The 26,998-nt window shown below is 69.6% G+C and carries 24 protein-coding genes, 1 tRNA gene and 2 pseudogenes; 8 read left to right on the plus strand and 19 right to left on the minus strand.

All coding sequences use genetic code 11. From position 1 onward, the window contains the following. Positions 1-58: 58 nt before the first annotated feature. Complete coding sequence (locus tag FVO59_RS15200) at positions 59-838, plus strand: alpha/beta fold hydrolase (RefSeq protein WP_182253379.1); 780 nt, start codon at positions 59-61, stop codon at positions 836-838. Between the two features lie 105 nt (positions 839-943). Then, positions 944-1,204: a 30S ribosomal protein S20 gene (gene rpsT / locus FVO59_RS15205; protein WP_182253380.1), complete on the plus strand. Its 261-nt coding sequence runs from the start codon at positions 944-946 to the stop codon at positions 1,202-1,204. A gap of 105 nt (positions 1,205-1,309) precedes the next feature. On the opposite strand, the gene holA is transcribed toward rpsT, so the two are convergent. The 5 genes from holA to FVO59_RS15230 form a co-directional block, all read right to left on the minus strand. Then, a complete protein-coding gene (holA, locus tag FVO59_RS15210) occupies positions 1,310-2,356 on the minus strand; it encodes a DNA polymerase III subunit delta (RefSeq protein ID WP_182253381.1) in 1,047 nt (348 codons plus the stop codon). A gap of 42 nt (positions 2,357-2,398) precedes the next feature. After that, complete coding sequence (locus tag FVO59_RS15215) at positions 2,399-4,657, minus strand: ComEC/Rec2 family competence protein (RefSeq protein WP_259363292.1); 2,259 nt, start codon at positions 4,655-4,657, stop codon at positions 2,399-2,401. Continuing rightward, positions 4,654-5,301: a ComEA family DNA-binding protein gene (locus tag FVO59_RS15220; RefSeq protein WP_182253382.1), complete on the minus strand. Its 648-nt coding sequence runs from the start codon at positions 5,299-5,301 to the stop codon at positions 4,654-4,656. Before FVO59_RS15220 ends, FVO59_RS15215 begins: the two co-directional genes overlap by 4 nt. 103 nt (positions 5,302-5,404) lie before the next feature. Next, a complete protein-coding gene (gene leuS / locus FVO59_RS15225) occupies positions 5,405-7,897 on the minus strand; it encodes a leucine--tRNA ligase (protein WP_182253383.1) in 2,493 nt (830 codons plus the stop codon). 111 nt (positions 7,898-8,008) lie between these two features. Next, the gene (locus FVO59_RS15230) at positions 8,009-9,343 is read right to left on the minus strand and encodes an anthranilate synthase component I family protein (protein ID WP_259363294.1); all 1,335 of its coding nucleotides are present in this window, start codon (positions 9,341-9,343) and stop codon (positions 8,009-8,011) included. A 42-nt stretch (positions 9,344-9,385) separates the two neighbouring features. Between FVO59_RS15230 and FVO59_RS15235 the strand changes: the two genes are divergently transcribed. Genes FVO59_RS15235 through FVO59_RS15245 form a run of 3 tightly spaced genes read left to right on the plus strand, consistent with a single transcriptional unit; the run spans position 9,386 to position 12,023 of the window. Then, positions 9,386-10,063, plus strand: a complete 678-nt coding sequence (locus tag FVO59_RS15235) for a DedA family protein (protein WP_182253385.1) — start codon at positions 9,386-9,388, stop codon at positions 10,061-10,063. Between the two features lie 33 nt (positions 10,064-10,096). After that, complete coding sequence (locus FVO59_RS15240) at positions 10,097-11,125, plus strand: App1 family protein phosphatidate phosphatase (protein ID WP_182253386.1); 1,029 nt, start codon at positions 10,097-10,099, stop codon at positions 11,123-11,125. Between the two features lie 13 nt (positions 11,126-11,138). Next, positions 11,139-12,023, plus strand: a complete 885-nt coding sequence (locus FVO59_RS15245) for a 3-methyladenine DNA glycosylase (protein WP_182253387.1) — start codon at positions 11,139-11,141, stop codon at positions 12,021-12,023. Here FVO59_RS15245 and FVO59_RS15250 read toward each other — a convergent pair. Continuing rightward, positions 11,963-13,062 (minus strand): annotated as a pseudogene (locus FVO59_RS15250) (NAD(P)-binding domain-containing protein). The gene FVO59_RS15245 and the pseudogene FVO59_RS15250 sit on opposite strands and share 61 nt — an antisense overlap. Positions 13,063-13,186: 124 nt before the next feature. Here FVO59_RS15250 and FVO59_RS15255 point away from each other — a divergent pair. Next, a complete protein-coding gene (locus FVO59_RS15255; protein ID WP_430736311.1) occupies positions 13,187-14,326 on the plus strand; it encodes a calcium:cation antiporter in 1,140 nt (379 codons plus the stop codon). 172 nt (positions 14,327-14,498) lie between these two features. Here FVO59_RS15255 and FVO59_RS15260 read toward each other — a convergent pair whose 3' ends face one another. Continuing rightward, the gene (locus FVO59_RS15260) at positions 14,499-15,686 is read right to left on the minus strand and encodes a M14 family zinc carboxypeptidase (protein WP_182253388.1); all 1,188 of its coding nucleotides are present in this window, start codon (positions 15,684-15,686) and stop codon (positions 14,499-14,501) included. A gap of 272 nt (positions 15,687-15,958) precedes the next feature. Next, positions 15,959-16,034, minus strand: a tRNA-Ala gene (locus FVO59_RS15265). A gap of 191 nt (positions 16,035-16,225) precedes the next feature. Between FVO59_RS15265 and FVO59_RS15270 the strand changes: the two genes are divergently transcribed. Then, on the plus strand, positions 16,226-16,429 hold the full coding sequence (locus tag FVO59_RS15270; protein WP_182253389.1) for a hypothetical protein: 204 nt from the start codon (positions 16,226-16,228) through the stop codon (positions 16,427-16,429). A gap of 2 nt (positions 16,430-16,431) precedes the next feature. Here the strand turns inward: FVO59_RS15270 and FVO59_RS15275 are convergent, their stop codons facing one another. The 10 genes and pseudogenes from FVO59_RS15275 to rplU all read right to left on the minus strand — a co-directional run bounded on the left by FVO59_RS15275 (position 16,432) and on the right by rplU (position 24,059). Continuing rightward, entirely contained in the window at positions 16,432-17,394 is a 963-nt protein-coding gene (locus FVO59_RS15275; RefSeq protein ID WP_182253390.1) for a GNAT family N-acetyltransferase, read from the minus strand. A gap of 2 nt (positions 17,395-17,396) precedes the next feature. Next, positions 17,397-17,774 (minus strand): ribosome silencing factor, encoded by a 378-nt coding sequence (gene rsfS / locus FVO59_RS15280; RefSeq protein WP_182253391.1) that lies wholly within the window; start codon positions 17,772-17,774, stop codon positions 17,397-17,399. Further along, positions 17,774-18,910: a hypothetical protein gene (locus FVO59_RS15285; RefSeq protein WP_182253392.1), complete on the minus strand. Its 1,137-nt coding sequence runs from the start codon at positions 18,908-18,910 to the stop codon at positions 17,774-17,776. Before FVO59_RS15285 ends, rsfS begins: the two co-directional genes overlap by 1 nt. Next, a complete protein-coding gene (nadD, locus tag FVO59_RS15290) occupies positions 18,907-19,509 on the minus strand; it encodes a nicotinate-nucleotide adenylyltransferase (RefSeq protein WP_182253393.1) in 603 nt (200 codons plus the stop codon). Before nadD ends, FVO59_RS15285 begins: the two co-directional genes overlap by 4 nt. Positions 19,510-19,515: 6 nt before the next feature. Beyond that, positions 19,516-19,728 carry a hypothetical protein gene (locus tag FVO59_RS15295; RefSeq protein ID WP_182253394.1) on the minus strand — a complete coding sequence of 71 codons (213 nt, stop codon included), beginning with the start codon at positions 19,726-19,728 and terminating at the stop codon, positions 19,516-19,518. 49 nt (positions 19,729-19,777) lie between these two features. Further along, complete coding sequence (locus FVO59_RS15300; RefSeq protein ID WP_182253395.1) at positions 19,778-21,055, minus strand: glutamate-5-semialdehyde dehydrogenase; 1,278 nt, start codon at positions 21,053-21,055, stop codon at positions 19,778-19,780. A gap of 54 nt (positions 21,056-21,109) precedes the next feature. Beyond that, a pseudogene (gene proB / locus FVO59_RS15305) lies at positions 21,110-21,897 on the minus strand (glutamate 5-kinase). Beyond that, entirely contained in the window at positions 21,894-23,393 is a 1,500-nt protein-coding gene (gene obgE / locus FVO59_RS15310) for a GTPase ObgE (protein ID WP_182253396.1), read from the minus strand. Before obgE ends, proB begins: the two are co-directional and overlap by 4 nt. Positions 23,394-23,473: 80 nt before the next feature. Beyond that, entirely contained in the window at positions 23,474-23,731 is a 258-nt protein-coding gene (gene rpmA, locus FVO59_RS15315) for a 50S ribosomal protein L27 (RefSeq protein ID WP_099196843.1), read from the minus strand. 19 nt (positions 23,732-23,750) lie between these two features. Then, on the minus strand, positions 23,751-24,059 hold the full coding sequence (gene rplU / locus FVO59_RS15320; protein ID WP_182253397.1) for a 50S ribosomal protein L21: 309 nt from the start codon (positions 24,057-24,059) through the stop codon (positions 23,751-23,753). 214 nt (positions 24,060-24,273) lie between these two features. Here rplU and FVO59_RS15325 point away from each other — a divergent pair, with 214 nt between their 5' ends. Next, the gene (locus FVO59_RS15325; protein WP_182253398.1) at positions 24,274-24,540 is read left to right on the plus strand and encodes a DUF4031 domain-containing protein; all 267 of its coding nucleotides are present in this window, start codon (positions 24,274-24,276) and stop codon (positions 24,538-24,540) included. On the opposite strand, the gene FVO59_RS15330 is transcribed toward FVO59_RS15325, so the two are convergent. Beyond that, a complete protein-coding gene (locus FVO59_RS15330; RefSeq protein WP_182253399.1) occupies positions 24,505-26,928 on the minus strand; it encodes an Rne/Rng family ribonuclease in 2,424 nt (807 codons plus the stop codon). The two genes, FVO59_RS15325 and FVO59_RS15330, sit on opposite strands and share 36 nt — an antisense overlap. Between the last annotated feature and the right edge of the window lie 70 nt (positions 26,929-26,998).

The following is a 26,998-nucleotide window of genomic DNA, read 5'->3' on the forward strand; positions in this document are numbered from 1 at the left end:
TCCACGAGCGGGGTCGGTGGTTCGTCCACCGGCCCCGCTTTCTTCATATGCTGAAGGGGTGAGCGTCCAGGCCGTCCTCGTGCACGGCATCCGCACGTCGGCGACGATGTGGCGCTCGCAGCTCGCCTGGCTGGCCGAGAACGGCATCCCGGCCACTGCGGTCGATCTCCCCGCACACGGCACGCGGATGGACGAGGACTTCACCCTGCATGAGGCGCTGCACACCATCGACGCGGCGGTGCGAGCTGCCGCCGAGCACGGGCCCGTGCTCCTCGTCGGCCATTCGATGGGTGGGCTGCTCTCACTCGCGTACGCGGGCGGCGAGGATCGACCGCCGATCGACGGCATGGTCGCCGTCTCGTGCACTGCTCTTCCCCGCGGCGCGGCGCTGCGCGCATATCGTGTGCTCGCGGGAGCGATGAACTCGCTCCCCGGGCGCGGGCGATGGCTCACCGATCGCGTGCTCGCCGCGACGCTGCCGGTGGACACGCGCGGCGATTTCGCTGCGGGAGGGTACGCGTTCGACGCGCAGGACGCCGCTTTGAGCAGCCTCGCGGCCCTCGACCTCGAGACTGCGCTGTCGCGGATCCGGGTGCCGCTGTGGTTCGTGAACGGGCAGTTCGACCAGCTGCGCGTTCACGAGGCGCTGTTCCAGCGCCTCGCCCCGCACGCGGAGCTGATCGTCGTCCCTCGCGCCTCGCATCTGGTCACCGCCATGCGACCGTCGGTCTTCAATGCGGTGCTGCGGCTGGCGACGGCTGTTCTGGATGCCCGAGTCGCCGACGCGGGCGGACGCGCGGATGGGGCCGGGTCCGCACCTGGCGCCGACTGCTGGTAGTATTGGTTCTTGGCTTGCGTGTGGGTTCGTCCCTCACGACCGCTGTGCGACGCCCCTCTACCGTCGGCAGCATCCGATTCCCATCCAGACAGAAAGTGTCCACACGTGGCAAACATCAAGTCGCAGATCAAGCGCAACAAGACCAACCTGAAGGCTCAGGAGCGCAACCGCGCCGTCAAGAGCGAGCTGAAGACGCTGGTCCGCAAGACCCGCCAGGCCATCGCAGCCGGCGACAAGGAGGCCGCAGAGGGCGCCCTCAAGGTCGCTTCCGTCAAGCTCGACAAGGCCGTCAGCAAGGGCGTCGTGCACAAGAACCAGGCGAAGAACCGCAAGTCGGCCATCGCCAAGCAGGTCGCCGCTCTCTGAGCCCCTGCATTCTGCTCTGAAGGCCCGTCCCGTTTCGCGGGGCGGGCCTTCTGCTGTGCGCTCGGGAGCAGCCTCGGCAGGTGCACCTCCTGGTGCAGGGCGGTGTCAGCGGGTGGAGACGAACGCGTCGCGGGTGGCGACCACGGTCACCATGCGCTCGAGGGCGAAGATCGGGTCGCGTGCGGCACCCTTCACCTCGGCGTCGGCGCGGGCAGTCGCCTGGATCGCCATGCCGAGCGAGCGCTCGTTCCAGCCCGCGAGGTCCTTGCGGGCGCGATCGACCTGCCAGTCCTTCATGCCCAGCTGCTGCGCGAGCTGGCGGCTGGGCTCTCGGCGACCTGCGACTCGGGCCATGGTGCGCAGCTTCATCGCGAAGGCGGCGACCATCGGAACCGGGTCGGCACCGGATGCCAGCGCGTGGCGAAGAGCCACGAGCGCCTCTCCGTAGCGGCCGGCGATCGCGGTGTCTGCGACGACGAAGGCCGAGACCTCGACGCGCCCGCCGTAGTACTTGGTGATGATGTCATCGGTGATGTCGCCCTCGACGTCGCCGATCAACTGCTGGCATGCCGCGGCGAGTTCGGTGAGATCGTCGGCGAAAGCCGATACGAGCGCCCGAAGCGCGGTGGGCTGGATGCGCTTCTTCACGGCCTTGAACTCGCCGGCGGCGAAGTCGACGCGATCGGAGTCGCGCTTGACGGCGGCGCAGGGGATCTCGATGCCCCCGCCCGTGCCGGCGCGCACGGCGTCGAGCAGCTTCTTGCCGCGCACGGTGGCGCCGGTGTGCCGGAGGATCACCGTCGCCCCCTCCTGAGGCGCGTCGAGGTAGCGCACGGCCTCCTGCAGGAAGGCATCCGTGCACTTCTCCACTCCTGCGACGCGCACGAGGCGTGGCTCACCGAACAGCGACGGCGAGGTGAGGCCCAGCAGACTGCCGGCGGCGTAGTCGTCGGCGCGGATGTCGCTCACCTCGAGGGCGGGGTCTTCGGCGCGCAGGTAGTCGCGCACGCCGGCGATCGCCCGCTCGGCCAGCACCTCCTCGGGGCCGGAGACGAGAACGATCGGAGCGGGCCGCGGCTCACGCCACGACACCTGCGGGATGCTGGCGCCCTTCGCGGCCGTGCTGCGTGCCGAAGAACGAGGAGCTGCCATGCTCTCAGCCTACCGGCGGGTGCCGACGTTCCCTTCTGGCGCTCACTCGGCGCGCTCGGTCCACACCGCCAGCCTGCCCTCGCTCATGCCCAGCAGCACGAGACCGCTCTGATCCGTCCGCAGAGCACGAGACCCCGCAGCCTCGAGCATCTCGAGCGTCTCCCGGCGCGGATGCCCGTAGTCGTTGCCCTCCCCCACGCTGATCAGCGCCACAGGTGCCCCGACCTGCTCATACAGCGCGGGCTCCTGATCACGGCTGCCGTGATGGGCGACCTTCACCACCGCGTAGTCGCCTCCGATCTGACCGCTCGACAGCAGCTGACGCTGCGGAACGGCCGCGAGGTCGCCGAGCATGAGCATCCGAGGCACTCCCGCTCCGGCGATCTCGACGACCAGGCTCGCGTCGTTGCCGCTGGGGAACGCCGCGGAGTCCTGCGGCGGCCAGATCACCCGCCATCGTGCCGAACCCAGCGACCCACGGGTTCCTGCGGCGCCGATCCTCACCTCGGCGCCTCCGACGGCGAGCTCGTCGAGGATGCGCTGATCGGCCGGCTCCGCAGGCGGCCCGTGCAGCACCGTCCCCACTCGTCCCGCGAGCGAGGTGGCGGCACCCACGTGATCGAGGTCGAAATGGGTGAGCACGAGCAGATCGATCCGCGCTGTGCCCGTCTGCGCCAGGCATCGCTCGAGGGCGTCGGGGTCCGCTCCGGTGTCGACCAGGGCGGTCCGCCCAGCGGATCGGACGAGCACCGCGTCCCCCTGTCCGATGTCGCAGGCGGCGATGGACCATTCCGCGGGTGTGGTCATCGACGCGAGGGGTCCGCCGAGAAGCATCCGGCCCGCCGAAGCGGCCAGCGCGACGACGATCACCGCGCTCGCGGCGCCGCGCAGCCGCCGCGAGCGCGGTCGCGCGAGCACCAGCGCGGCTGCGACGCTCAGCACGCCGACCAGCAGGGCCGCGACGGGCCCGGCGGGCACCGATGCCGTCGCGCCGGGCAGAGCTGCCGTGACGGTCGCGGTCGTCTGGATCCACGCGGCGGGCAACCACGCAGCGGCGGTGAGCAGATCCGCGACCGCGGGAACGGAGGAGGTGAGGCAGGCCAGCAGGCCGATGACCGTCGCGATGGGGGCGGCGGGGGCGGCGAGGAGGTTGGCGACCACCCCCACCACCGACTGCGTGTCCGAGAACAGCGCGACGATCGGGCCGCAGACGAGCTGGGCGGCGAGCGGCACCGACAGTGCGAGGGCGAGCGGCGCGGGCATCCACCGGCCGAGTCCGCGCAGCAGCGGACGCGACAGCACCAGCAGAGCCGCCGTCGCGGCGGCCGACAGCGCGAATCCCGGCGTGGCCGACAGCCAGGGATCAGCGACGAGCAGACCGCACACGGCCAGCGACAGCATCGCCAGCCCCGCACTCGGGCGCCCGAGCAGCACGGTGAGCATCGCGAGCGCGGCCATCGTCGCCGCCCGAACCACGCTGGGCTCAGGGGTGACCAGCACGACGAACGCGCCGAGCCCGAGCAGCGCGAGCACGATTCGCAAGACGCGTCCGCCGCCGAGAAGCGAGACGATCCAGAACACCGCCGCCACGACGATCGCGCAGTTCGCCCCGCTGACCGCCGTGAGGTGGCTCAGGCCGGACGCCAGCATCGCAGCGTTCACCTCCTCAGGCACGGCTCGCGTGTCGCCGACGGCGAGGCCGGGCAGGAGGCCGGCGCCGGGCTCCGGCAAGGATCCGGCGCGCTCGACGAACTCTGCGCGCGTGCTCGCCGCGAGGGCGAAGATGCCGGATGCGGGCGAGACGACCTCCGCCCGCGTGGCGAAAATCACCAGTGCCGCCCGTTCACCGGCATCCGTGCGCTTTCCCTGTCCCGTGACACGGAGGAGAGCGCCGAGGTCGGCGCCGTCCAGCGGATCGATCCCGACCCGCACCGGCCCCGAGACCTCACGCGCGAGGCCGGGCGGCCCGATCGCGATCGTGCCGGCATCGAACCACAGACGCCCGTCGCTGCCGCGGGAAGCCGATGAGCTGACCTCGACGACGGCCTCGATCACGTGCCCGGAATCCGACGCGATGGCGTCTCGGGACGGCTGTGCCGCGGCCACACCGGCTGCCAGTCCCGATCCGCTCAGCAGCAGGAGCACGACGAGCCCCGCGCTGCGACGACGGAAGACGACCAGCAGCACGGCGACGCTGACGCCGATGCAGACGGCCGGCGCGGCGAGGCCGGGCAGGTGGATCAGCAGCAGCGCGATGCCCCACAGCGCGACTGCCATCACGGCCGTGCGGATATCCGTCACACGCGCACCTTCTCGCGCACGCCCGCGAGCAGCTTCTCGCCGATCCCCGGCACGGCCAGCAGGTCGTCGACCGAGCGGAAGCGTCCGTTCTCGTCGCGCCAGTCGATGATCCGCTGCGCGAGCGCAGGCCCGATCCGCGGCAGGGTCTCGAGAGCGGTGACGTCTGCGGTGTTGAGGTTCACCACTCCGTCGGCGTCAGGGCCGCCCGCATCGATCGCGACGGCGCCTCCCGTCGCCGGCTCCGCGCCGATGCGCGGCACGACGAGCTGCTCGCCGTCACTCAGCGGGCGTGCGAGATTCACCGCCTGAAGGTCAGCGGTGTCGAGGGTGCCGCCCGCTGCTGCCAGCGCGTCGACCAGCCGTGCGTCGGGATCGACGATGTACAGCCCAGGGGTCGTGACCTCGCCGAGCACGTGCACGTAGATCCCCTCGTCGGGCGCGACGGCCGTGTCGTCGCGCTCCGCCGAGTGCCCGCTGCCGCCGTCAAGTGCGATGCTCTCGACGGGAGCCGCCTGCCCCTTCAGAATGCCCCAGCCGACCGCGGCCGAGAGCACCACCAGGCCGAGCGTCACCGCGGCGCCGACGCCCAGCCTCAGGCGCGGACGCGCGGAGGCATCCGGCTCTGCAGGGTCGTCGGCTGACACCCTGCAACGCTAGGCCGCGTGCGGCATCGCACCCGAGGCGGATCCCGGCGTCTGTGCACAACTCGCGCGCAACCCTGCCCTGTGCAGAGCGCGTGCGGCCGGATCAGCCCTTGACGGCGAAGTTGACGATCTTCGGCGCGCGCACGATGACGCGCACGATCTCCTTGCCCTCCAGTGCTCGCTGCACCTTCTCGTCGCCGCGGGCCGCGGCCTCCAGGTCGGCGTCGGAGATGTCGGCTGCGACCTCGAGGGTCGCGCGCACCTTGCCGTTCACCTGCACCGCGGTGGTGACCGTGTCCTCCACGAGCAGAGCAGGATCGGCCTCGGGCCACTGCACGGCGCTCACCGACGGCTGGTGGCCGAGACGTGCCCACATCTCCTCGCCCGTGTGCGGAGCGATCAGCTCGACGATCATGGCGACGGTCTCGGCGGCCTCGCGCACGGCAGGGTCGGTCGACCCTGCGCCCGTGTCGATCGTCTTGCGGATGCCGTTCACCAGCTCCATCAGACGCGCGACCACGACGTTGAACTTCGTCTGCTCGACGAGCGTGGGGGCGTCCGCCAGCAGTCGGTGGGTGATGCGGCGCAGGGCGGCGTCACCGGCATCCGGAGCCGTGCCGGGCGCGCTCGCCACCTCATCCGCGACGCGCAGCGCGCGGGAGAGGAATTTCTGCGCTCCCGACAGCGAGACGCCGTTCCACTCCTTGTCGTCCTCGACGGGGCCCGCGAAGGCCAGGCCTAGACGAAGGGCGTCTGCGCCGTACCGGCCGAGCAGATCTGACAGCTCGACGAGGTTTCCCTTGCTCTTCGACATCTTCGCGCCGTCCATGATGACCATGCCCTGGTTGACCAGGTTGGAGAACGGCTCCTCGAAGTCGATCAGGCCGAGGTCGAACAGCACCTTGGTGATGAAGCGCGCATACAGCAGGTGCAGGATCGCGTGCTCCACGCCGCCGAAGTAGCCGTCGACGGGAGCCCAGCGCCTGGCCTGCTCCGGGTCGAATGCGAACTCTGAACTGTTCGGCGACAGGAAGCGCAGGAAGTACCACGAGCTGTCGACGAAGGTGTCCATGGTGTCGGCGTCGCGCAGCGCAGGCTCGCCCGACGCGGGGTCGACCGTGCGCACCCATGATTCGGCCGCACCCAGCGGCGATGAGCCCTTAGGACGCAGGTCGAGCCCCTCGACGCCGGGCAGCTTCACGGGCAGACGGTCCTCGGGCACGGGCACGACGCTTCCGTCGTCGAGGTGCAGCATCGGGATCGGGGTGCCCCAGAAGCGCTGGCGCGAGATCAGCCAGTCGCGCAGCCGGTAGTTCTTCGCGGCGCGGCCGGTGCCTGCTTCGCTCAGCACCTCGATCGTGCGGGCGATCGCCTCGCTCTTCTCCAGACCGTCGAGGTCGCCGGAGCCGGTCATCCGGCCGTTGCCCACCAGCGCGGCGCCGGTGACAGCCGGGTCGAGCTCTGCCAGGTCCTCACCCTCGTTCGCGCCGCCGGCGACAGTCGTGTCGAGCACGACGCGGATCGGCAGGTCGAAGGCCCGGGCGAAGTCGAGGTCGCGCTGGTCGTGCGCGGGCACAGCCATGACCGCGCCGTGACCGTAGTCGGCCAGCACGTAGTCGGCGGCCCAGATCGGCATCCGCTCGCCGTTGACGGGGTTGACCGCGTAGCGCTCGAGGAAGACGCCTGTCTTCGGCCGATCGGTCGACTGGCGCTCGATCTCGCTCTCCTTCTGCACGCCCTCCAGATAGTCCTGGAAGCGCATGCGCACCTCGGACGACGATCCGGACGCCAGCTCCGCAGCCAGATCCGAGTCGGGGGCGATCACGAAGAAGGTCGCGCCGTGCAGCGTGTCAGGACGTGTGGTGAAGACAGTGACCGGCTCGTCGCGCCCCTCGATGACGAAGTCGACGTCGGCGCCGGTGGAGCGGCCGATCCAGTTGCGCTGCATCTGCAGCACCTTGTGCGGCCAGTGCCCCTCGAGGGTGTCGAGGTCGTCGAGCAGCCGATCGGCGTACTCGGTGATCTTGAAGTACCACTGCGTGAGCTTCTTCTTCACGACCTCGGCACCGCAGCGCTCGCAGCGGCCGTCGACGACCTGCTCGTTCGCGAGCACGGTCTGATCGTTCGGGCACCAGTTGACCGCGCTCTTCTTGCGGTAGGCCAGCCCCCGCTCGTACAGCTTCAGGAACAGCCACTGGTTCCAGCGGTAGTACTCGGGGTCGGAGGTGTGCAGCACACGCGACCAGTCGTACGACATGCCGTAGCCGCGGAAGCCGGCCTTGTGCTGGTCGATGTTCCGGTAGGTCCACTCGCGAGGGTCGGCGCCGCGCTTGATCGCGGCGTTCTCGGCGGGCAGGCCGAACGAGTCCCAGCCGATCGGGTTGAGCACGTTGTGCCCGCGGTGGCGCCAGTAGCGCGCGACGATGTCGGGATACAGGTAGTTGATCGCGTGCCCCATGTGCAGGTCGCCCGAGGGATACGGGAACATGCCGAGGATGTACTTGCGAGGCCGCTCGTCGTCTTCGCCGCCGGCCACGAAGGTCTCGTTCTCAGCCCAGTACTCCTGCCACTTGAGCTGGATGTCGTGCGCGGACATCACTTCAGGGGACTCGGCGTGGGACGCGTGCTCGGTCAAGGGACGGCCAATCTGACGATGCGGAACAGCCCGGAAATCGGGCCCTTCCAGGGTATCGCGAGCGGCGTGCGGTCAGGAAACCGGCAGCAGCTCGCGCCAGGGCTGCGGCAGCGTCGCTCCGAGGGCGGCGAGCGGCGCTCTCGCCTTCGTCGCGACCTCGGCCGCCTCGGCGTCGGGGCGGGACAGCCACGTGATCCCGCCTCCGGCGCCGACGTACGCCCCGTGCGCATCGACCACGATCGTCCGGATCACCATCGCGAGGTCGACGCGCCCGTCGAGCCCCACATGCCCGAAGCATCCGGAGTAGATGCCGCGCGGCGCCCTCTCGAGCCGGTGCAGGATCGTCATCGCCGACAGCTTCGGCGCGCCGGTCATGCTGCCGGCGGGGAAGGCGGCGTCGCACAGGTCGCCGAAGGTGACCCCGTCTCGCAGCCGCACGCTCACGGTGCTGACCAGCTGGTGCACCGCGGGGTAGGTCTCCACGTCCCACAGCCTCTCGACCTCGACCGTGCCCGGCACCCCGATGTGCGACAGGTCGTTGCGCATCAGGTCGACGATCATGACGTTCTCCGCACGCTCCTTGACGTCCGTGCGCAGCTCCTCGGCGAGCCGCGCGTCGAGCTCGGGCGTCACGCCGCGCGGACGTGTGCCCTTGATCGGGCTCGTCGAGGCTCGTCCGCCGCCCGTCGCCAGGAACTGCTCGGGGCTGGCGCTGAGCACGTGCTGGTCGCCGGTGCGCAGATATCCGCCGTGATGCGCGGGCGTCGCAGCCCTGAGCCGCCGGTACACGGTGAACGGGTCGTCTGGACGCGCAGCGGTGAAGCGCGTGGTGAGGCACAGCTGATAGGCGTCTCCGCGCTGGATCGCCGATCTGCACTCCTCGACCAGGGCGGTGTACTCGACGACCCCGTGACGGGCAGCTGCGGTCCGCGCCCCGGTCGCCGGAGGCGCCGGGGCCGGGTGTGGTGCGGCGACCGCCTCACGCACGGCCGCGACCCAGGAATCGATGTCCGCCGCGGCGGCGAGGGCGTGCAGATCGCCGGTGGCGTGGTCGACCGCGACGGCGCGGGTGACGGCGATCCACGTCGGGGCCGCCTCGCTCTCGGCGACGGGCGCGCCGCTGGCCGCAGCCCCGTGCTCGTACGGCAGCCATCCGACCCAGCCGCCGAGGAAGGGGATTCGGGATGCCTCCGCCGGCGCGCTGAGATCGATCGAGCGCACAGCGACCGGGTCGGTCTCGACGACGCCCGTGCCGATCAGGCTCCACCCGCTCCGCGGGTCGACACCGGCATCCAGCCAGAACGCCTCCCGGGCGTCGCCGAACAGATGCGCGAAGAGGGCCTCGGCATCGGGACGCCCATCGGCGCACGCGACGGCTCGATCGGTCAGCGGGAGCGGTGCAGGCACCTTCACAGCGTATGGCTCTGCCGCAGGCTTTACGCTCATGGGGTGAACGACTTCGTCCTGTGGGTCATCGAGGCCGTGCAGGCTGTCGACCCGGTGCTGCGCACAGTGCTGGCCGGGATCGCGATCATGCTCGAGACCAGCATCCTCATCGGCCTGGTCGTGCCCGGCGACACGGTCGTGCTCGTCGCGGCGATCGGTGTCGACGGATGGTTCGAGGGCATCGCGCTGGGTGTCACGGTGGTCGTCGGCGCGCTGATCGGCGAGTCCATCGGATTCTGGCTCGGCACCTGGGCGGGACCGCACATCCGCGCATCGTGGCTGGGGCGCAGGATCGGCGAAGAGCACTGGGAGCGGTCGGAGCGGTACCTCCGCCGCCGCGGGGGCGTGGCCATCTTCCTCTCGCGCTTCCTGCCCGTCCTGCACTCGCTCGTGCCGCTGACCGTGGGGATGAGCGGCTACGCGTATCGCAGGTTCATCGCCTGGACCCTTCCCGCCTGCGTGCTGTGGGCAGGGCTCTACGTGGGCGTCGCCGCGACCGCGGCGGGCAACTACCGCGAGCTCTCCGAGCGTGTGCACTATGCCGGATATCTCTTCGTGGGCCTCATCGTCGTGCTGCTGACGGTGCTGGTCGTCGGCAAGAAGCTCCTCGCCCGCCGCGAGGAGAGGCACATGCGCCACGCCGGCGAACTCGACCACGATGGCGGGCGCATCGACCCGTGACCGTCCGGTCCGAACCGTGAAAGACTGGAGCGGATGTCTCCTGCGTCACCGGCCAAGATCCACTGGTTCGCTCGACTCGAGCACCGCATCCACGTCTGGCGCGAGCGCCGCGCTCGCCGACGGGGGCGTTCGGCGACCGCCGTGCCCTTCCCCGGCTACGGCAGCACATCGGGCTGGGTGCGCGTCGTCGGCCGCGCCCTGATCGTGCCGCCGCCGCTGAAGAAGACCCGCGGGGAGGGCAGCGTGCGCGGCTGGCGCTCGTTCGTGAGCATCCCGGTCAGCTTCGCCTCCGTCGTGATCGAGATCGGCGGCCGCACGCATACGGTCGTGGCCGACCGCGGCGGTGTGATCGACACGGTCATCGACGCGGAGCTGCAGCCTGGCTGGCAGGATTTCACGATGTCCGTCGAGGGGCAGAAGCCCGTCGCCGCCACTGCCTTCATCGTCGACGAGCACGTCGACTTCGGTGTGGTGTCGGACGTCGACGACACCGTGATGGTCACCGCTCTGCCGCGGCCGTTCATCGCCGCATGGAACTCGTTCGTGGTCGATGAGCACGCCCGAACCCCGGTGCCCGGAATGGCCGTGCTGCTCGAGCAGCTGCGCCGGGACAACCCGGGCTCGCCCATGATCTACCTCTCCACCGGCGCCTGGAACGTCGCGCCGACCCTGCGCCGGTTCCTCAGCCGTCACCTCTTCCCGGCCGGAGCGATGCTGCTCACCGACTGGGGTCCGACGCACGACCGCTGGTTCCGCAGCGGTCAGGCGCACAAGACCAGCAACCTGCGCCGTCTGGCGCAGGAGTTCCCGAACGTCCGCTGGCTGCTGATCGGCGACGACGGGCAGCACGATGAGGCGATCTACTCGCAGTTCCTCGAGGAGCATCCCTCATCCGTCGCGGGAGTCGCGATCCGACGCCTGCTCCCGGCCGAGGCCGTGCTCGCGGGCGGTCGCGCATCGGGCGAGCACGCCGAGGGCAGCGTGCCGTGGGTGAGCGCTGAGGACGGCGCAGGGCTCAGGGAGCGTCTCGGCGAGGTCGGCATCCTCACCGACCCCTCATGAGTGACAGCCTGTCATGACCTCAGCCGCCCCGTTGTCACCCGCCGAGTGGACTGCTCGCGCGCAGGCGCACGCCGACCGTGCTGACGTGCTCACCGCGGCGCATCGCGCTCGTCAGCAGCGCGGAGAGAAGCATCCCGTGGAGGACTTCCTCTTCACGTACTACTCGTACAAGCCCGCACAGCTGCGCAGGTGGCATCCGGGCGCCGGTGTGATGCTCCGTGACGCCGAGGAGCGGGCCGACTGGCGCTGGTACTCCCCCGGTGACGAACCTGGCGGGTACGCGCCCGACGCCGGGGCGTTCCGCTCGGAGAAGCCTCAGCTCGCCTCCCTCGTCGAGCGGATGCTGAGTCTCACCGCCGCAAGACCGGGCCAGTTCGGCTGCTTCGGCCTGCATGAGTGGGCGATGGTCTACCGCACCGACGAGCACCGTCATGCCGTGCCGCTCCGGCTCGGCGGGGCGGGCACCGATGCCGTCGTCGAAGCAGGCGACCTGCGGTGCACGCACTTCGATGCCTTCCGCTTCTTCACGGACGACGCGGTGCCGCGCAATCGCCTGCCTCTGAGCCGGGAGAGCCAGCCCGAGCTCGAGCAGCCCGGCTGCCTGCACGCCGGCATGGACGTCTACAAGTGGGCGGTCAAGCTCGGCCCCCTGGTGCCGGGCGAGCTGCTGCTCGACGCGTTCGAGCTGGCATCGGAGATCCGTCGTCTCGACATGGAGGCGGCTCCGTACGACCTGTCGGACTGGGGTGTTCGTCCGGTGCGGATCGAGACCGCCGAGGGCAAGGCCGAGTACGTGCGACGTCAGCGGGTGTTCGCCGAGCGGGGCAACGCCCTGCGTCACGCCATGCTTGATGCGTGGACCGGCTCGGCCGTCGCGGCGCTCCCGGCTGCGAGCTGAGCGAGGTGACGGCGCACGGCGTTGGCGGCGGTGCGTCCCGCACGATTCGCCCCGATCGTGCTCGCTGACGGTCCGTAGCCGACGAGCTGGATGCGCGGGTCGGCGACCGCTGTCGTGCCGCGCCCTCCGCGATCGAGCTGGATGCCGCCGCGCGGGCTGCGAAGGTGCAGCGGCGCCAGGTGGGCGATCGCAGGCCGGAAGCCGGTCGCCCAGAGGATGACGTCGACCTGCTCGAACGAGCCGTCCGACCACCGGACCCCGTCGGGCTCGATCGAGGAGAACATCGGCCGTCGCGCCGCGTATGCGCCCAGCCGCTCCGCCTCCCTCTCCTGCGGCCGCAGCATCAGCCCGGTCACGCTCACCACGCTCTCGGGCGCCAGTCCCTGCGCGACCCTCTGCTCGACCAGTGCGACCGCCGCAGCACCGGCTTCGGGGTGAAGTCGTCGCTGCGCCAGACCGGTGGCTTCCTGGTGACCCACAGTGTGTCGGTGATCGGCGCGAGCGCACCGAGGAACTGCACGGCCGACGCCCCTCCGCCGACGACGAGCACCCGCTTGCCGCGGAACCGCTCGGGCCCTGGGTAGTCGACGGTGTGCAGCTGCTCGCCGATGAACGTCTCCATGCCCGGGTAGTGCGGCACGAACGGCTGCGTCCAGGTGCCCGTCGCATTGATGAGGGTGCGGCTGCGCCACGACCGCTCCCCCGCCCGAATCACCAGGATGCCATCGTCGTCGACGACCTCGCCGACATGCACCGGGCGGATGACGGGCAGACGGTGGCGCTGCTCGTACGCGGCGAACGTCCGCGGCACGGCGAGGTTCGCGCGGGCGTCGTCATGTGCCGGAGCATCGTCTCCAGGCAGCTCGGCGACGCGGTGCACGTCGCTCATGGTCAGGGCGTCCCATCGGTGCTGCCAGGCGCCGCCCGGGTTCGGGTTCGCATCGAGCACGACGTGCTCGATGCCCAGCCTCTGCAGGTGGTACGACGCCGACAGGCCCGCCTGGCCTGCTCCGATGACGACGCTCTCGAGTGTGCTCACATCGATGCACAACGTCTGCACAGGTCCCGTTGTTCCTGCTTGCTACCCTGGTGCTGTAGCCACCGGCGGGACGACCCGGCGGACAGATCACACGCGGGGACGGCCCCGCAGATCGGCTCGCACCGTGACCCGTTCCGACCTCCTGCGCTCGGTTATGACGCGCACCGCAGTCTTCCGTCTCGTGCTGGGATGGGCATCCTTCGCCGCCCTGCTCGCACTCGCCCCGCAGCTCGCCGGCCCCCTGCCGACGCCGATGCTCTGGCTGACCCTGGCCGCGATCGTCACGGTCATCGCCGTGTGCGCCTTCGGCGTCGTCACCGAGGCCGAGCATCTGGCGCACCGTCTCGGCGACCCGTACGGCACTCTCGTGCTGACCCTGTCGATCGCGGCGATCGAGGTGATCCTCATCGCGGCAGTGATGCTGGGGCCCGGTGAGCATCACACCATCGCCCGCGACTCGGTGATGGCCGTGTCGATGATCATCATGAACCTCGTGATCGGCGTCGCGCTCATCGCCGGCGGTCTGCGTCACTCCGGCCTGCGCGCCAACCGGAACGGCGTGTCGACGTATCTCGGCATGCTGATCGTGCTGCTCGCGGTGGCCTTCGCGTTCCCGGCGCTCCTCGGCGACGCCGGCGCGTACGCACCGGCTGCGGCGATCACCATGATCGTGCTCGTCGTGCTGCTGTACGTGTTCTTCCTGCTGCGGCAGATGGGCGCGCAGAAGGCGGACTTCCAGGAGGTGGATGCCAGGCGGGACGCTGTCGACGCCCCCGCCCGTGCCTCCGTCGGCGCGGTGCTGGTGGAGCACCGCGCCGAGCTCATCGCGCGCACGCTGCTGCTGCTCGCCCTCGTCCTGCCGATCGTGCTGCTCTCGCACGACATGGCCACGCTGCTGGATGACGGGCTCGGCCGTCTCGGCGCGCCCGTGGCGCTCTCGGGCATCCTCATCGCGATGATCGTCTTCCTTCCCGAGACGATCACCACCGTGCGCGCGTCGCTGTCTGGTGAGGTGCAGCGCGTGAGCAACCTCTGCCACGGTGCACTCGTCTCCACAGCCGGGCTGACCATCCCGGCTGTGCTGACCATAGGCCTGATCACCGGGCAGACTGTCGTGCTCGCCGAGAGCCCGATCAACCTGCTGCTGCTCGGTCTCACACTGCTGCTGACCATGGCCACCTTCAGCGCGCGGCGCCTCAACCCACTGCACGGGGCGACCCACGTGATGCTGTTCGTGCTGTACATGTTCAGCGTCTTCGCATAGCGGGGGCACCCAGGCGGCCGGAAGCGACGAGATCCCGCGATTTCTCGCGGGATCTCGTCTCGGTGGACCTTCTGCACACCACGCGACGAGAAGGCCGAGAGCCTGTTCTCGGGCGGAGCGGATCCGGCCGAGAACAGGCTCTCCAGTAAGGGAATCGAACGGTACCGAGGAATCAGTCGCGCGGGAACGGCTCGCGCGTCGGAATCTCCTCATAGTCTTCGGGGTCGAGGTTGTCGATGCTGCCATCGACGACCGCGTCGACGAGGCCCGTCAGACCGGTTTCGACCTGCTTGATCAGCTTGCCGCTGGACTTCGTGCCGTCGTACTGCGTCTGGCTCGAGGTCTCGAAGAGCACCGTGGCGCTGCCGCGCAGAGCGAACGAGCCGAGAGCAGTGCCCGGGAGGTTCGTGTCCTGCGGGTACAGCGTCGCGTTGCCGAAGCCCGACTCGCCGCGGCTCTGCAGAGCGTTGTACACGGCGACGTTCGCACGCCGCGAGTGGTCGTAGTCGAACTTGGGCCAGTCGCCGAACGCGGTCGGGTCGGCGATGAAGCGGCCCGAGATCGACAGGAACGAACGCTCTCCCGTGGCGGAGTCGACGTAGCAGCTGCCCTGGTTGTGCAGGTCCACGAAGTAGTCGACGGTGCCGAACTCGTCTTCGAGGTCGCGATACAGGTCGCGCACGAGCTGGGTCTCGGGGTTGATGTACCAGCCGGTGCCGGCGCTCGTACCCGGGAAGTCCGCCGGGTCCGGAACGTAGTCCAGGTCGGGGTTGAAGTCGCGGTTCATGTCGAAGCCGCCGACGCGCGAGTTGTAGTTCCACGAGGGCTGCGCACCTTCGAGCTGCGGGAAGTCGGCGACGACCTCGTCCCACGAGTGCTGGTTCTGACGCGTGTCGTTCTCGCCGCCGTCGACGTTCATGCGCGGGATCGTGACGATGGTCACTGCATCTCGCAGCTTCTGGGCGGCAGGCGTGTTGCTGCCCCAGTCGGCGAGGAGGTTGAGCAGCGCCTCGGTGCCGTGGTTCTCGTTGCCGTGGATCTGCGACTCTATGAAGATGACCGTGTCGCCGTGGCCGACGCGCGCGGTGTAGATGTCGGTGCCATTGCCTGTCTGACCGAGCACGTCGACAGCGACGGTGCCGTTGGTCGTGTGCTCGATCTTGTGGAGAGCCTTCGTCAGCTGCGCGTGGTTGACGAAGCCGTCGATGTTGTTGCTGGCCTCGGTGCCGCAGTGTGCGTTCGCGGGGGGTCCCGCGTAGGCCGGGGCGGTGGCGATGAACAGGCTGCCGACCATGGCCGTAGCACTGGCGATCGCGGCGACTCTGCCGCGAGTTCTCTTCAGGGGACGTGATTCGATCATTGAATCTCTCCTTATATGTTTGATAACCGAACAATCACACGGCTTGAAGAGAAAACGCAAGCCTGGCCACGCAAATGAGTGATTCTTTGTGTTCGACCTACATGGATTCCGCGACGCGCGCTCACCATGAGGGGATCGTCCGGTGGATCTCGGCCAGGATGAGACATTCGGACATCGCCAGAGTGTCCGACCGGACCGGCGAGGCGCGCATCGCCTTCGCGTGGTATGCCTCCGAAAACGAAGAACTCCCCGCCGAGGCGGGGAGTTCTGTTTGGTGGACCTGAGGGGACTCGAACCCCTGACCCCCTGCATGCCATGCAGGTGCGCTACCAGCTGCGCCACAGGCCCATCTTCATCGCCGATCTCGGCAACCTGATCAGCATACTACGCACCGACGGGCAAGCGCCAAATCGCCCCGGCAGGTCGGGAGTGTCGGGTAGCCGTCGCAGGCCACGCAGTCAAGCGGCTCTGGCCGCGGCGCCGACAGGGCTAGATTCGCGCCACGCGGCGCGCGCGGCGTCGCCATGAGAGGAGCGATCATGTCGAACCCCACACCGAACATGCTTCCCGAAGACCCCGACCTGGGCGATGAAGACGCGAGCATGCCGACCAGGGAGGTGGACGGCGAGGTCGAGCTGGACCCCGATGCCGATCCCGATGCGATCGACAGCATCGACGCCGACCGGCTGGCATCCGGCGCCGATGACGACGACGCCTGGGCCGGCGAGGACCGCGTCGGTTGAGCTCAGCTCACTGCGAATCGACCTTCGAGGGCGTACGACCTGTCGGCGACCTCGAAGCCGATCGCGCGGTTCAGCGCCAGCATGGGGTGGTTGTCGACGGCGGTCGTGGTCTGCACCCACCGCGCTGCGGCGGAGGCCGGCAGCGCACTCAGCTGACGAAGGTTCTCGCTCTTGAGCAGTCCGGCGATGCCCCGCCCGCGATGGGCTCGCTCGACGAAGGTGTCGTCCTGCACAACGATCTCATCACCGTCTGCGGCGACGAAGAGCACGGTGTAGCCGACGCCTTCGCCCGCAAGACGAGCCATCGCCCGGACGAGAATCCAGCCCTGGTCGGTCATGCGCTTCTCGTGGGCGCGGACCCACTCCGCATCCAGGGAGGTGACGCGCCGGGTGAGTTCTCCGATGGGAACGTCCTCGCGCATCCGCGTGTTCAGGCGGACCCAGTCGTGCATGAGGTCGTCCGGGACGGCACCCGTCCACGTGACGATCTCCACATCGGCGGCGGCATGACGGTCGGGAGCGGGTGCGACGGCGCTGCGCAGCATCCGGAGCTCGCTGTTGCCCACCGCCAGTCCGCAGCATTCGGCGAATGCGACTCCCGCCTGCGACCACGTCTCGGACTGCACGACCGAGGGCGCCTCGTCGGCGAGCAGCTCGCGAGCGGCCTCCCAGAGCACGGTGCCGATTCCACGGCGACGGTGGGCGGGAAGGACGCCGATCGTGACCTCGGCCGGTTCGCCTGGGCCCGCTGAGACGTCGGCCGCACCGGCGAGTGAGCCGTCTTCGGCGCGATGGACCAGCGCCCAGCGGCGCCGACCCGGCAGCGGATCGGCGAACTGCGCCAGGACGGTCTCGTCGCTCGGCCACCAGACGCCGACGCGATCCTCGACGCACGAGGCCCTGAGCGCGCCGTTCCATTCGATCAGCGTCTCCGTGTCGAGCCGGCCGACGACGGTGACGCGCACGTTCACTCCCCCGCGGCGGGTGCAGGCAGCTCGATCGGGATGACGGGGCAGTCCTTCCACAGGCGCTCGAGCCCGTAGTAGACGCGCTCCTCGGAGTGGAACACGTGCACCACGAGGTCGCCGAAATCGAGCAGGACCCAGCGTGACTCGGCACGGCCCTCGCGTCGGACGCGACGGTGTCCCGCTTCGAGAAGCTGGTCTTCGATCTCGTCGGCGATCGCGGCGACGTTGCGCTCGCTGTTTCCGGTGACCAGCAGGAAGACGTCGACGAGCGGCAGCGGCTCGGAGACGTTCAGGGCGATGAGATCCTCGCCGCCCTTCGCATCCGCCGCGCGAGCGGCGATCTGCAGCATCTCGACGGCGGCTTCAGGGGATTGCATCAACCGAGGACTCCTGTGGTGAAGGCGATGATCAGCGCCGCGGCCAGCGCGAGCGCGAGACCCCCGGCGACGATCGCCAGGGTGAGTGTGAGCTTGTTGCCCTTGTCGGGCACGGGCGGACGGATGACCTCTCCGGCCGGCTTCGAGGTGCTGATCGCAGAGCTCGCAGCGATCGGGGTGGGCGATGACGCCGGAGCGAGCTCGCCGTCGATGAGGACGGCGTCGACGTCCTTGCCGTCGGTGGTGCCGAGGGCGTGACCCTGCGAGCCCATTCCGTCGGGCAGCGCGTAGGTGCCGGTGATGAGCAGCTCACCGGTCGATGCGACGGGGCCCGAGAGCGATCCGGCGCCCGGCGACGGGGTGAAGATCAGCGTGCTCGCCGTCTTGTGCGGGCCCGCGGAGCCGGTCTCGAGCAGTTCGTCGAACGCGGCCGGGGCGCTGTTGCCGGACGTCGCCTTCTTGACGCCGATGCCGAACGCGGCACCGACCATCGGCCGCTCCGAGTCGTCGTCCGCAGGCGTCGGCGCGGCCTCGACGGGCTCGGGAGTGGCCGCCAGGGGCTCCTCGGACTCGACCGGCTCAGCCCGCTCGATCGGAGCGTCGAATCTGGGCGCAGGCGTCGGCTTCGGTGCGAAAGCCGGGATGCCGGACACGAGCCCAGGCGACTCATCGACCGGCTCCTCGACGATCGAGGGCTCGACGACCGGTTCCTGGACGACCGGTGCCTCGACGACCGGCGGCTGGACGACGGGTGATTCGACGACTGGCGGCTGGACGACGGGCGCCTCGACGGCAGGCGGCTCGACGACGGCGGGCTGCTCCTCCGCGGGCACGACCGGAACGGAGCCGGTGCGGATGCGCTCCTGGGCGCGGGCGGCGCGGCGGGTGAGCGGAGCCTCGCCTGCACCTGAGGAGGTCGATGCGGGGCGGGCCGAGTCGGGGGCCGACTGTCCGGTCGACGCCGGGTCCGAGGATTCGGAGTCCGCTGCGGGCTCCTCGGCGGGCGGCTGAGCCGGCGCCGGTTCGATCGCAGCCGCGGCGGCCTCCTCACCGCCGATGACCGGTGTCGAGCCGGTCAGACGAAGCTCACGCAGCTGCTTGCGCGTGAGGGTGTGCCCGTCCTCTTCAGTGCTCATGCCTTGCTCCGATACAGATGATGCTTCGCGATGTACTGGACCACGCCATCCGGCACCAGGTACCAGACCGGCTGCCCGTCGGCGACGCGCTCTCGGCAGTCCGTCGACGAGATCGACAGGGCCGGCACTTCGAGCTGACTCACATCCTCGGTGGGCAGTCCGTCCGTGCTCAGCACGTGGCCCGGCCGGGAGACCGCGACGAAGTGGGCGAGATCCCACAGTTCATCATGGTCCCTCCAGCTGAGAATCTGCGCCACGGCATCCGCACCCGTGATGAAGAACAGCTCCGCGTCGGGGCGCTGCTGCTTCAGATCGCGCAGGGTGTCGATGGTGTAGGTGGGCCCGTCGCGGTCGATGTCGACCCGGCTGACGGTGAAGCCCGGGTTCGATGCCGTGGCGATCACCGTCATCAGATAGCGGTGCTCGCTGGGCGACACGTTCTGCTTCTGCCATGGCTGGCCGGTCGGCACGAAGACGACCTCATCGAGGTCGAAGGAGTGCGCGACCTCGCTCGCCGCGACCAGGTGACCATGGTGGATGGGGTCGAAAGTGCCACCCATCACGCCGATGCGCGGTGCCCGAGCGGTGGAGTCGTGCATGCGATCCTAGTGGCCGTGGCCGTCCTTGCCGTGCTTCAGCGCGTACGCCTCGGCCTTGGCCGCGTGGCGGTTGGCGACGTTGCGGAAAGACAGCGTCACGAGGCCGAGCACGGCGAAGATGATCGCTGCGATGACACCGAAGATGAAGGTTTCAGCCGCCACGTTCCCGTGGTGCTCCGTCTCGGCTGCGGCCATCGCAATCTGTGCGACGAGGTTCATCCTGACTCCGTTCCTGACCTGGCAAGCAAACGCCTGTCCATTCTAGTCCTCAGCCGCGGATCTGGCCTGACCCGCGCGCGAGCCACTTCGTGCTGGTCAGCTCCCCGAGTCCCATCGGACCTCGCGCGTGCAGCTTCTGGGTCGAGATGCCGACCTCGGCGCCGAACCCGAACTCGGCGCCGTCGGTGAAGCGAGTGGACGCGTTCACCATCACGACCGCCGAGTCGACCTCGGCGAGGAAGCGCTCGGCGTTGCGCGAGTCGGTGGTGATGATCGACTCGGTGTGACCCGTGCTGTACCGGCGGATGTGCTCGAGCGCCTCGTCGAGATCGTCGACGACCTTGATCGCGATCTCGAGCTTGAGGTACTCCTTCGCCCAGTCGTCCTCCGTCGCGGGGATCGTCCCTGCGACGAGCCCGACGACCATGTCGTCGCCATGGATCGCCACGCCCTCGCTGAGCAGAGCGCTCGCGATCACAGGGACGAGCTGCGGAGCGGCCTGCCGATGAACGAGCAGCGTCTCGACGGCGTTGCAGACGCTCGGCCGCTGCACCTTGGCGTTCACGACGATGTCGCGCGCCCAGTCCATCGGCGCCGACTCGTCGATGACGATGTGCACCACCCCTGCACCGGTCTCGATGACGGGGACCGTCGACTCCGTCACGACCGCCTCGATGAGCGACGCGCTGCCGCGCGGCACGAGCACGTCGATGAGACCTCGTGCGTGCATCATGGCCTTCGCACCTTCGCGGCCGAAGTCGTCGACGCTCTGGATCGCCTCAGGGTCGTGGCCGAGGCCCTCCAGGGCCTGGCGCATGACCTCCACCAGCACCGTGTTCGAGCCGCGGGCGGCGCTGCCCCCGCGCAGCACGACCGCATTGCCCGCACGCAGCGCGAGCGCCGCGATGTCGACGGTGACGTTCGGGCGCGCCTCGTAGATCGCGCCGACCACGCCGAACGGCACCCGCACCTGCTCGAGAGCGACACCGTTGGGCATCCGGTGCCCTCCCACGACCTGGCCGATCGGGTCGGGCAGGGTCGCGACGTCACGCACGGCGGATGCCAGCGCCGCGACGCGCTGCTCATCCAGGCGCAGCCTGTCGATGAGCGCATCGCCGATGGCATCGGCCCGCCCGCGCTCGATGTCGACGGTGTTCGCATCGATGATGCGTGCCGCGTTCGACTCGATCGCAGCGGCGATCGCCTCCAGGAGCTCCGCCTTCTGAGCGCTGGTCAGCCGCGCGATCGAGCGCGACGCCTCCTTCGCGCGCACAAGGCGATCCTGCGCGGTGTCCGCCGGGGCGTCGGTGACGATGGATGTGCTCATCCGGTCAGTGTATCGACGCACGAAGCGCCTCCGGGCCGCCGTGACGGACGCTGCTCAGCCGCGCGCAGACGGCACGAACCAGGTGCCGATCTGCTCTCCCTCGAGGGCCCTGCCGACGAGATCGGCGCTGGTGACGAGCACCCCGATCCCGATGCCGCGGCCATGCGCGCAGCCGAGACCTTGGTCGCCGCTCCCCCGGTGCCCACGCTGTTCACGACCGATGCCCCGAACTCGAGACCACTCAGATCGGCATCCGCCGGGATCTCCTCGATGGGCACCGCGCTCGGGTCCGTCGGAGGCTTCGTGTACAGCGACTCGACATCGCTCAGCAGCACGAGGGCGTCGGCGCCGACCAGCTGCGCGACGAGGGCCGCGAGGCGGTCGTTGTCGCCGAAGCGGATCTCCTGCGTGGCCACCGTGTCGTTCTCGTTCACGATCGGCAGGATTCGCAGCGACAGCAGCCGATCCATCGCACGACGGGCATTGCTGCGCGAGGTCGGGTTCTCGAGGTCGCCGGTCGTCAGCAGCACCTGGCCGGCGACGATCCCGAACGGACGCAGCGCCTCCTGATAGCGGAAGACCAGCACGTTCTGGCCGACGGCTGCAGCCGCCTGCTGCGTCGCCAGGTCGGTCGGACGCGAGTCGAGGTCGAGGAACGGGATGCCCGTGGCGATCGCCCCCGACGAGACCAGGATGATCTCGGCGCCGCGACGGTGCGCCGTCGACAGCGCCTGCACGATCATCGGGATGCGCCACGAGGACTCGCCGCTGATCGACGACGAGCCGACCTTCACGACGATCCGGCTCGCGGCGGCGAGCTCGGCCCGCGTGTGCGCGGTCACTCCTCGTCCTCGCGGGAGGCGAGGCGCTTCTCCTCGAGCTCAGCGCGGGCCGCAGCCCTGGCATCCATCATCTCGTGGTACTGCTCGCGACGCTCTGCGGTGGTGCGTCGGTTCGAGCCGCCGATGCGGATGTCGGTGCCTCGCGGCGAGCTCATGAGCTCGGCGGTGGAGGCGATCGAGGGCTCCCAGTCGAAGACGACGCTGTTGTCTCCTGTGCCGATCATGACGGTGGCCCCGGCGACCGCGCCGGCCTTGAACAGGGCCTCTTCGACACCGAGACGCTCGAGGCGGTCGCCGAGGTACCCGACGGCCTCCTCGTTCTGGAAGTCGGTCTGCTGCACCCACCGCACCGGCTTCTCTCCGAGCACGCGATAGATGTTGCCGTAGGTGCCGCCCTCGACGCGGATCGTGAACTCCTCCTTGGCCCCCTTCGGCCGGATCACCACGCGCTCACGCGGGACCTCGACGGCCGCTTCGGCGCGGTGCTGGTCGACGAGCTCTGCAAGGGCGAAGCTCAGCGGACGCAGTCCTTCGCGGGCGACCGTCGAGATCTCGAACACACGGAATCCGCGGGCCTCGATCTCGGGGCGCACCATCTCGGCGAGCTCACGCGCCTCGGGCACATCGACCTTGTTCAGCGCGACCAGCTGAGGACGCTCGAGAAGAGGCGTCTGCCCCTCTGGCACCTCGTACGCAGCCAGCTCGGCGAGGATGACGTCGAGGTCGGAGAGCGGGTCGCGGCCGGGCTCGAGGGTGGCGCAGTCCAGCACGTGCAGCAGGGCGCTGCAGCGCTCGACGTGACGGAGGAACTCAAGGCCGAGGCCCTTGCCCTCACTCGCGCCCTCGATGAGGCCGGGCACGTCGGCGACGGTGTAACGGCTGTCACCGGCCTGCACGACGCCGAGGTTCGGGTGCAGCGTCGTGAACGGGTAGTCGGCGATCTTCGGCCTGGCCGCCGACAGCGCGGCGATGAGGCTCGACTTGCCTGCGGAGGGATAGCCGACGAGGGCCACGTCTGCGACGGTCTTGAGCTCGAGCACGACCGAGCCCTCGTAACCCGGGGTCCCGAGAAGGGCGAAGCCCGGGGCCTTGCGCTTCGGAGATGCGAGCGCGGCGTTGCCGAGGCCGCCTCGACCGCCCTCGGCCACCACGTACTTCTCACCCGGCGTGATCATGTCGTGCAGCACGTCTCCGTCGACGCTCTTCACGACCGTGCCGACAGGAACGGGCAGCTCGAGCGACTCTCCGTCGTAGCCCGAGCGGTGGTCTCCCATGCCGAACCCGCCGTTGCCGCCCGTGCGATGCGGCGAGTGGTGGTACGACAGCAGCGTCGTCACCTGCGGGTCGGCGACGAGGATGATGTCGCCTCCGTCTCCCCCGTTGCCGCCGTCCGGACCGCCGAGCGGCTTGAACTTCTCACGACGGACCGAGACGCAGCCGTTGCCGCCCTTTCCGGCGCGAAGGTGCAGCGTGACGGTGTCGACGAACGTGACCATGTGCCGTGCTCCTCCGGGTTGTGCTGGGATACGAGGACGGGGCGAGCCGAAGCCCGCCCCGTCCAGGAAGTCTGCTGCTCTTACTGAGCGGCTGCGACGATGTTGACGACCTTGCGGCCGCCCTTGGTGCCGAACTCGACTGCGCCGGCCTCGAGAGCGAACAGCGTGTCGTCGCCGCCACGGCCGACGCCTGCGCCGGGGTGGAAGTGCGTGCCGCGCTGGCGGACGAGGATCTCGCCGGCGTTGACGGTCTGACCGCCGAAGCGCTTCACGCCGAGTCGCTGTGCGTTGGAGTCACGACCGTTGCGGGTCGAGCTCGCGCCCTTCTTATGTGCCATGTCTGAGCCTCTTCCGTGCTTACTTGATGCCGGTGATCTTGACGCGCGTGAGCTCCTGACGGTGGCCCTGGCGCTTCTTGTAGCCGGTCTTGTTCTTGTACTTCTGGATGACGATCTTCGGTCCGCGGAGGTTGCCGAGAACCTCAGCCGTGACCTTGACCTTCGCCAGCTTGTCGGCGTCGGTGGTCACAGAGGCACCGTCGACGAGAAGCACGGCGGGAAGCTCGATGTTCTCGCCCTGGGCAGCCTGAACACGGTCGAGCTGAACGATCGTGCCGACCTCGACCTTCTCCTGCCGGCCACCGGCGCGCACTACTGCGTAAACCACTTCATACCTGTTTCGTTGGGGAGCGGATCGCTCCGGGAATCTCACGGGAAGACTGTTGCTTGCGTACATCGCCCGGGGCGACGGGTGCGGACGCAAGACTTATCCTGCGACCGGAAGAGCCGTCAGGGGTCTCGCACCAAAGGACAACTTTACCGGATCATCGCCGATGCCGCAAAGCGAGGCCGCGGGTGTGTCCCCGTCCTAAGATCACGGCATGACCCTTCTCGTCGACGATGCCATCTGGCCTGCGCACGGCAGGCTGTGGGCGCATCTGGTCAGCGATTCGGACCTGGCCGAGCTGCACGCCTTCGCCGCGCAGCAGGGCATCCCTCCCCGCGCCTTCGACCGCGACCACTACGACGTGCCGGAGGAGTCGCTGCCGAGGCTCCTCGCCGCCGGCGCGGTGCACGTGGGCGGCAAGGAGCTCACCAGACGACTGATCCGCTCAGGACTCCGGGTTCGAGCCCGCGACCGGCGCTGACGCGTCGGTCGACGAGGCGTTCGGGGTGAGCATGGCGGTGGTGACCCGACGCCGGTTGCGGCCCTGACCCGGCGCCTTCGGCTCGGGAAGCGCATCGAGCACCGAGTCGAGCAGCTGCTCGGTCTCGGTCTTCGGACCCTTGCGCTCGCCCCCGCGCTTCTTGCGCTTCTTCGGACGCTCGCTCTGCACGGGCGCCTCGGCGGCGGCGTGCTGCTCGGCGGCCGGCTGATCCTGCACGGGATCGCCGTTGGCGACGATGGTGGAGGCGGCGATGGCGGCCAGGGCCGACTTCGCTCCCTCGGTGATGCTGTGCGTGCCGCCGTTCGCGGACGTCGGCTGAGCGGGCGCCGCTGCGGAGGACTGCTGCTGCGACGAGCCGCCCCGCGAGCGCCGACTCTGGCCGCCGCCGTTGGAGCCGCCGCCGCTGCTGCTGCGGTGCTTGACCACGGGGTCGTGGTGCACGATCACGCCGCGGCCGGCGCAGACGTCGCACGCCTCGCTGAACGTCTCGAGCAGACCGAGACCGAGCTTCTTGCGGGTCATCTGCACGAGACCGAGCGAGGTCACCTCGGCGACCTGGTGCTTCGTGCGGTCACGGCTCAGGCACTCCACCAGGCGGCGCAGCACGAGGTCGCGGTTGGACTCGAGCACCATGTCGATGAAGTCGACGACGATGATGCCGCCGATGTCGCGCAGGCGCAGCTGACGGACGATCTCCTCAGCGGCCTCGAGGTTGTTCTTGGTGACCGTCTCCTCGAGGTTTCCGCCCGAGCCGACGAACTTGCCGGTGTTGACGTCGACGACCGTCATCGCCTCGGTGCGGTCGATCACCAGCGAGCCACCCGACGGCAGCCAGACCTTGCGGTCGAGAGCCTTCTCGATCTGCTCGGTGATGCGGTACGCATCGAAGGGGTCGACGTCGTCGGTGTAGGTCTCGACGCGCTCGAGAAGGTCGGGGGCGACGCTCTCGAGGTAGGCGCGGATGGTGCGCTGCGCGTCATCGCCCTGGATGGTCATGCGGGTGAAGTCCTCGTTGAAGACGTCGCGCACGATCTTCACCAGCAGGTCGGGCTCGGCGTGCAGCAGCGCAGGGGCCTGCTGCGTCTGGACCTGCTTCTGGATGTGCTCCCACTGCGAGGTGAGCCGCTGCACGTCGCGCGTCAGCTGCTCTTCGGTGGCGCCCTCAGCCGCGGTGCGGACGATGACGCCCGACGACTCGGGCAGCACCTCCTTGAGGATGCGCTTGAGACGGGCGCGCTCGTTGTCGGGCAGCTTGCGCGAGATCCCGTTCATCGACCCGCCCGGCACGTACACCAGGTAGCGGCCGGGAAGCGAGATCTGGCTGGTCAGACGCGCGCCCTTGTGGCCGACGGGGTCCTTCGTGACCTGCACGAGAACACGGTCTCCTGCTTTGAGCGCGAGCTCGATGCGACGCGGCTGGTTGCCGATCTCCACACCGTCCCAGTCGACCTCTCCCGAGTACAGCACGGCGTTGCGACCGCGGCCGATGTCGACGAAGGCGGCCTCCATGCTGGGCAGCACGTTCTGCACGCGGCCGAGGTAGACATTGCCGATCAGCGACGCGTCCTGATTGCGGGCGACGTAGTGCTCGACGAGCACATCGTCTTCGAGCACGCCGATCTGCGTGCGGCCGTTCTTGGCGCGGACGACCATCATGCGATCGACCGACTCGCGGCGGGCGAGGAACTCCGCCTCGGTCACCACCGGACGACGGCGGCCCGCGTCACGGCCGTCGCGACGGCGCTGCTTCTTGGCCTCGAGACGGGTGGAGCCCTTGATCGCCTTCGGCTCGGTGATGTACTCCACCTGGCGCTGGCGCTGACGCGGCTCGTCGCGGCCCTCGTCCCCCTCGCCTCGCCTGCGGTTTCGGCCACGGCGGAACGCGCTGCCCCGGTCGTCGCCCTCATCGTCGTCGCGGCTGCCGCGTGCGGGCAGCGGCACGATCTCCGGTGCGTAGAAGTGCAGCTGCGTGGAGACCTTCGAGACGAAGACCTCAGGCAGCAGGCCGAGGCTCACAGCCGTCAGCGGCTCGGGAGCCTCAGGCTCGGCAGGAGCCTCAGGCTCGGCGGTCGGCTCGCCCGCGAGGCTCTCGGATGCCGACGCAGCGGGCTGCGCGACGGGAGCCGCCTCGTCAGCCGCGGGCTCGTCAGCGGCCGACGCCTCAGCGGCGGGCTCGTCTGCGGCGGGGGTCCCGTCGACAGCGGCCTCGTCGATGGCGGGCTGCTCGTCCGCAGCGGGCTGCTGCGGGGCATCCGGCTCCGAGGCGACGGTCGCGGCCGTCTCGGCGGCCGGTGCGTCCTCGGCTACCGGCTGCGCCGGCGACTCGTCGAGGGTAGGGGTGTTCTTGTCGTCATTCTCATCGGCCATCTCTGGCTAACTCCCTGCGCGGGCACTGCGTGCGCCGCGAAAACTCGTGCGGCGAAACAGCGGCCGCGAA

This window comes from Microbacterium esteraromaticum (assembly GCF_014084045.1).
Classification (GTDB): domain Bacteria; phylum Actinomycetota; class Actinomycetes; order Actinomycetales; family Microbacteriaceae; genus Microbacterium; species Microbacterium esteraromaticum_D.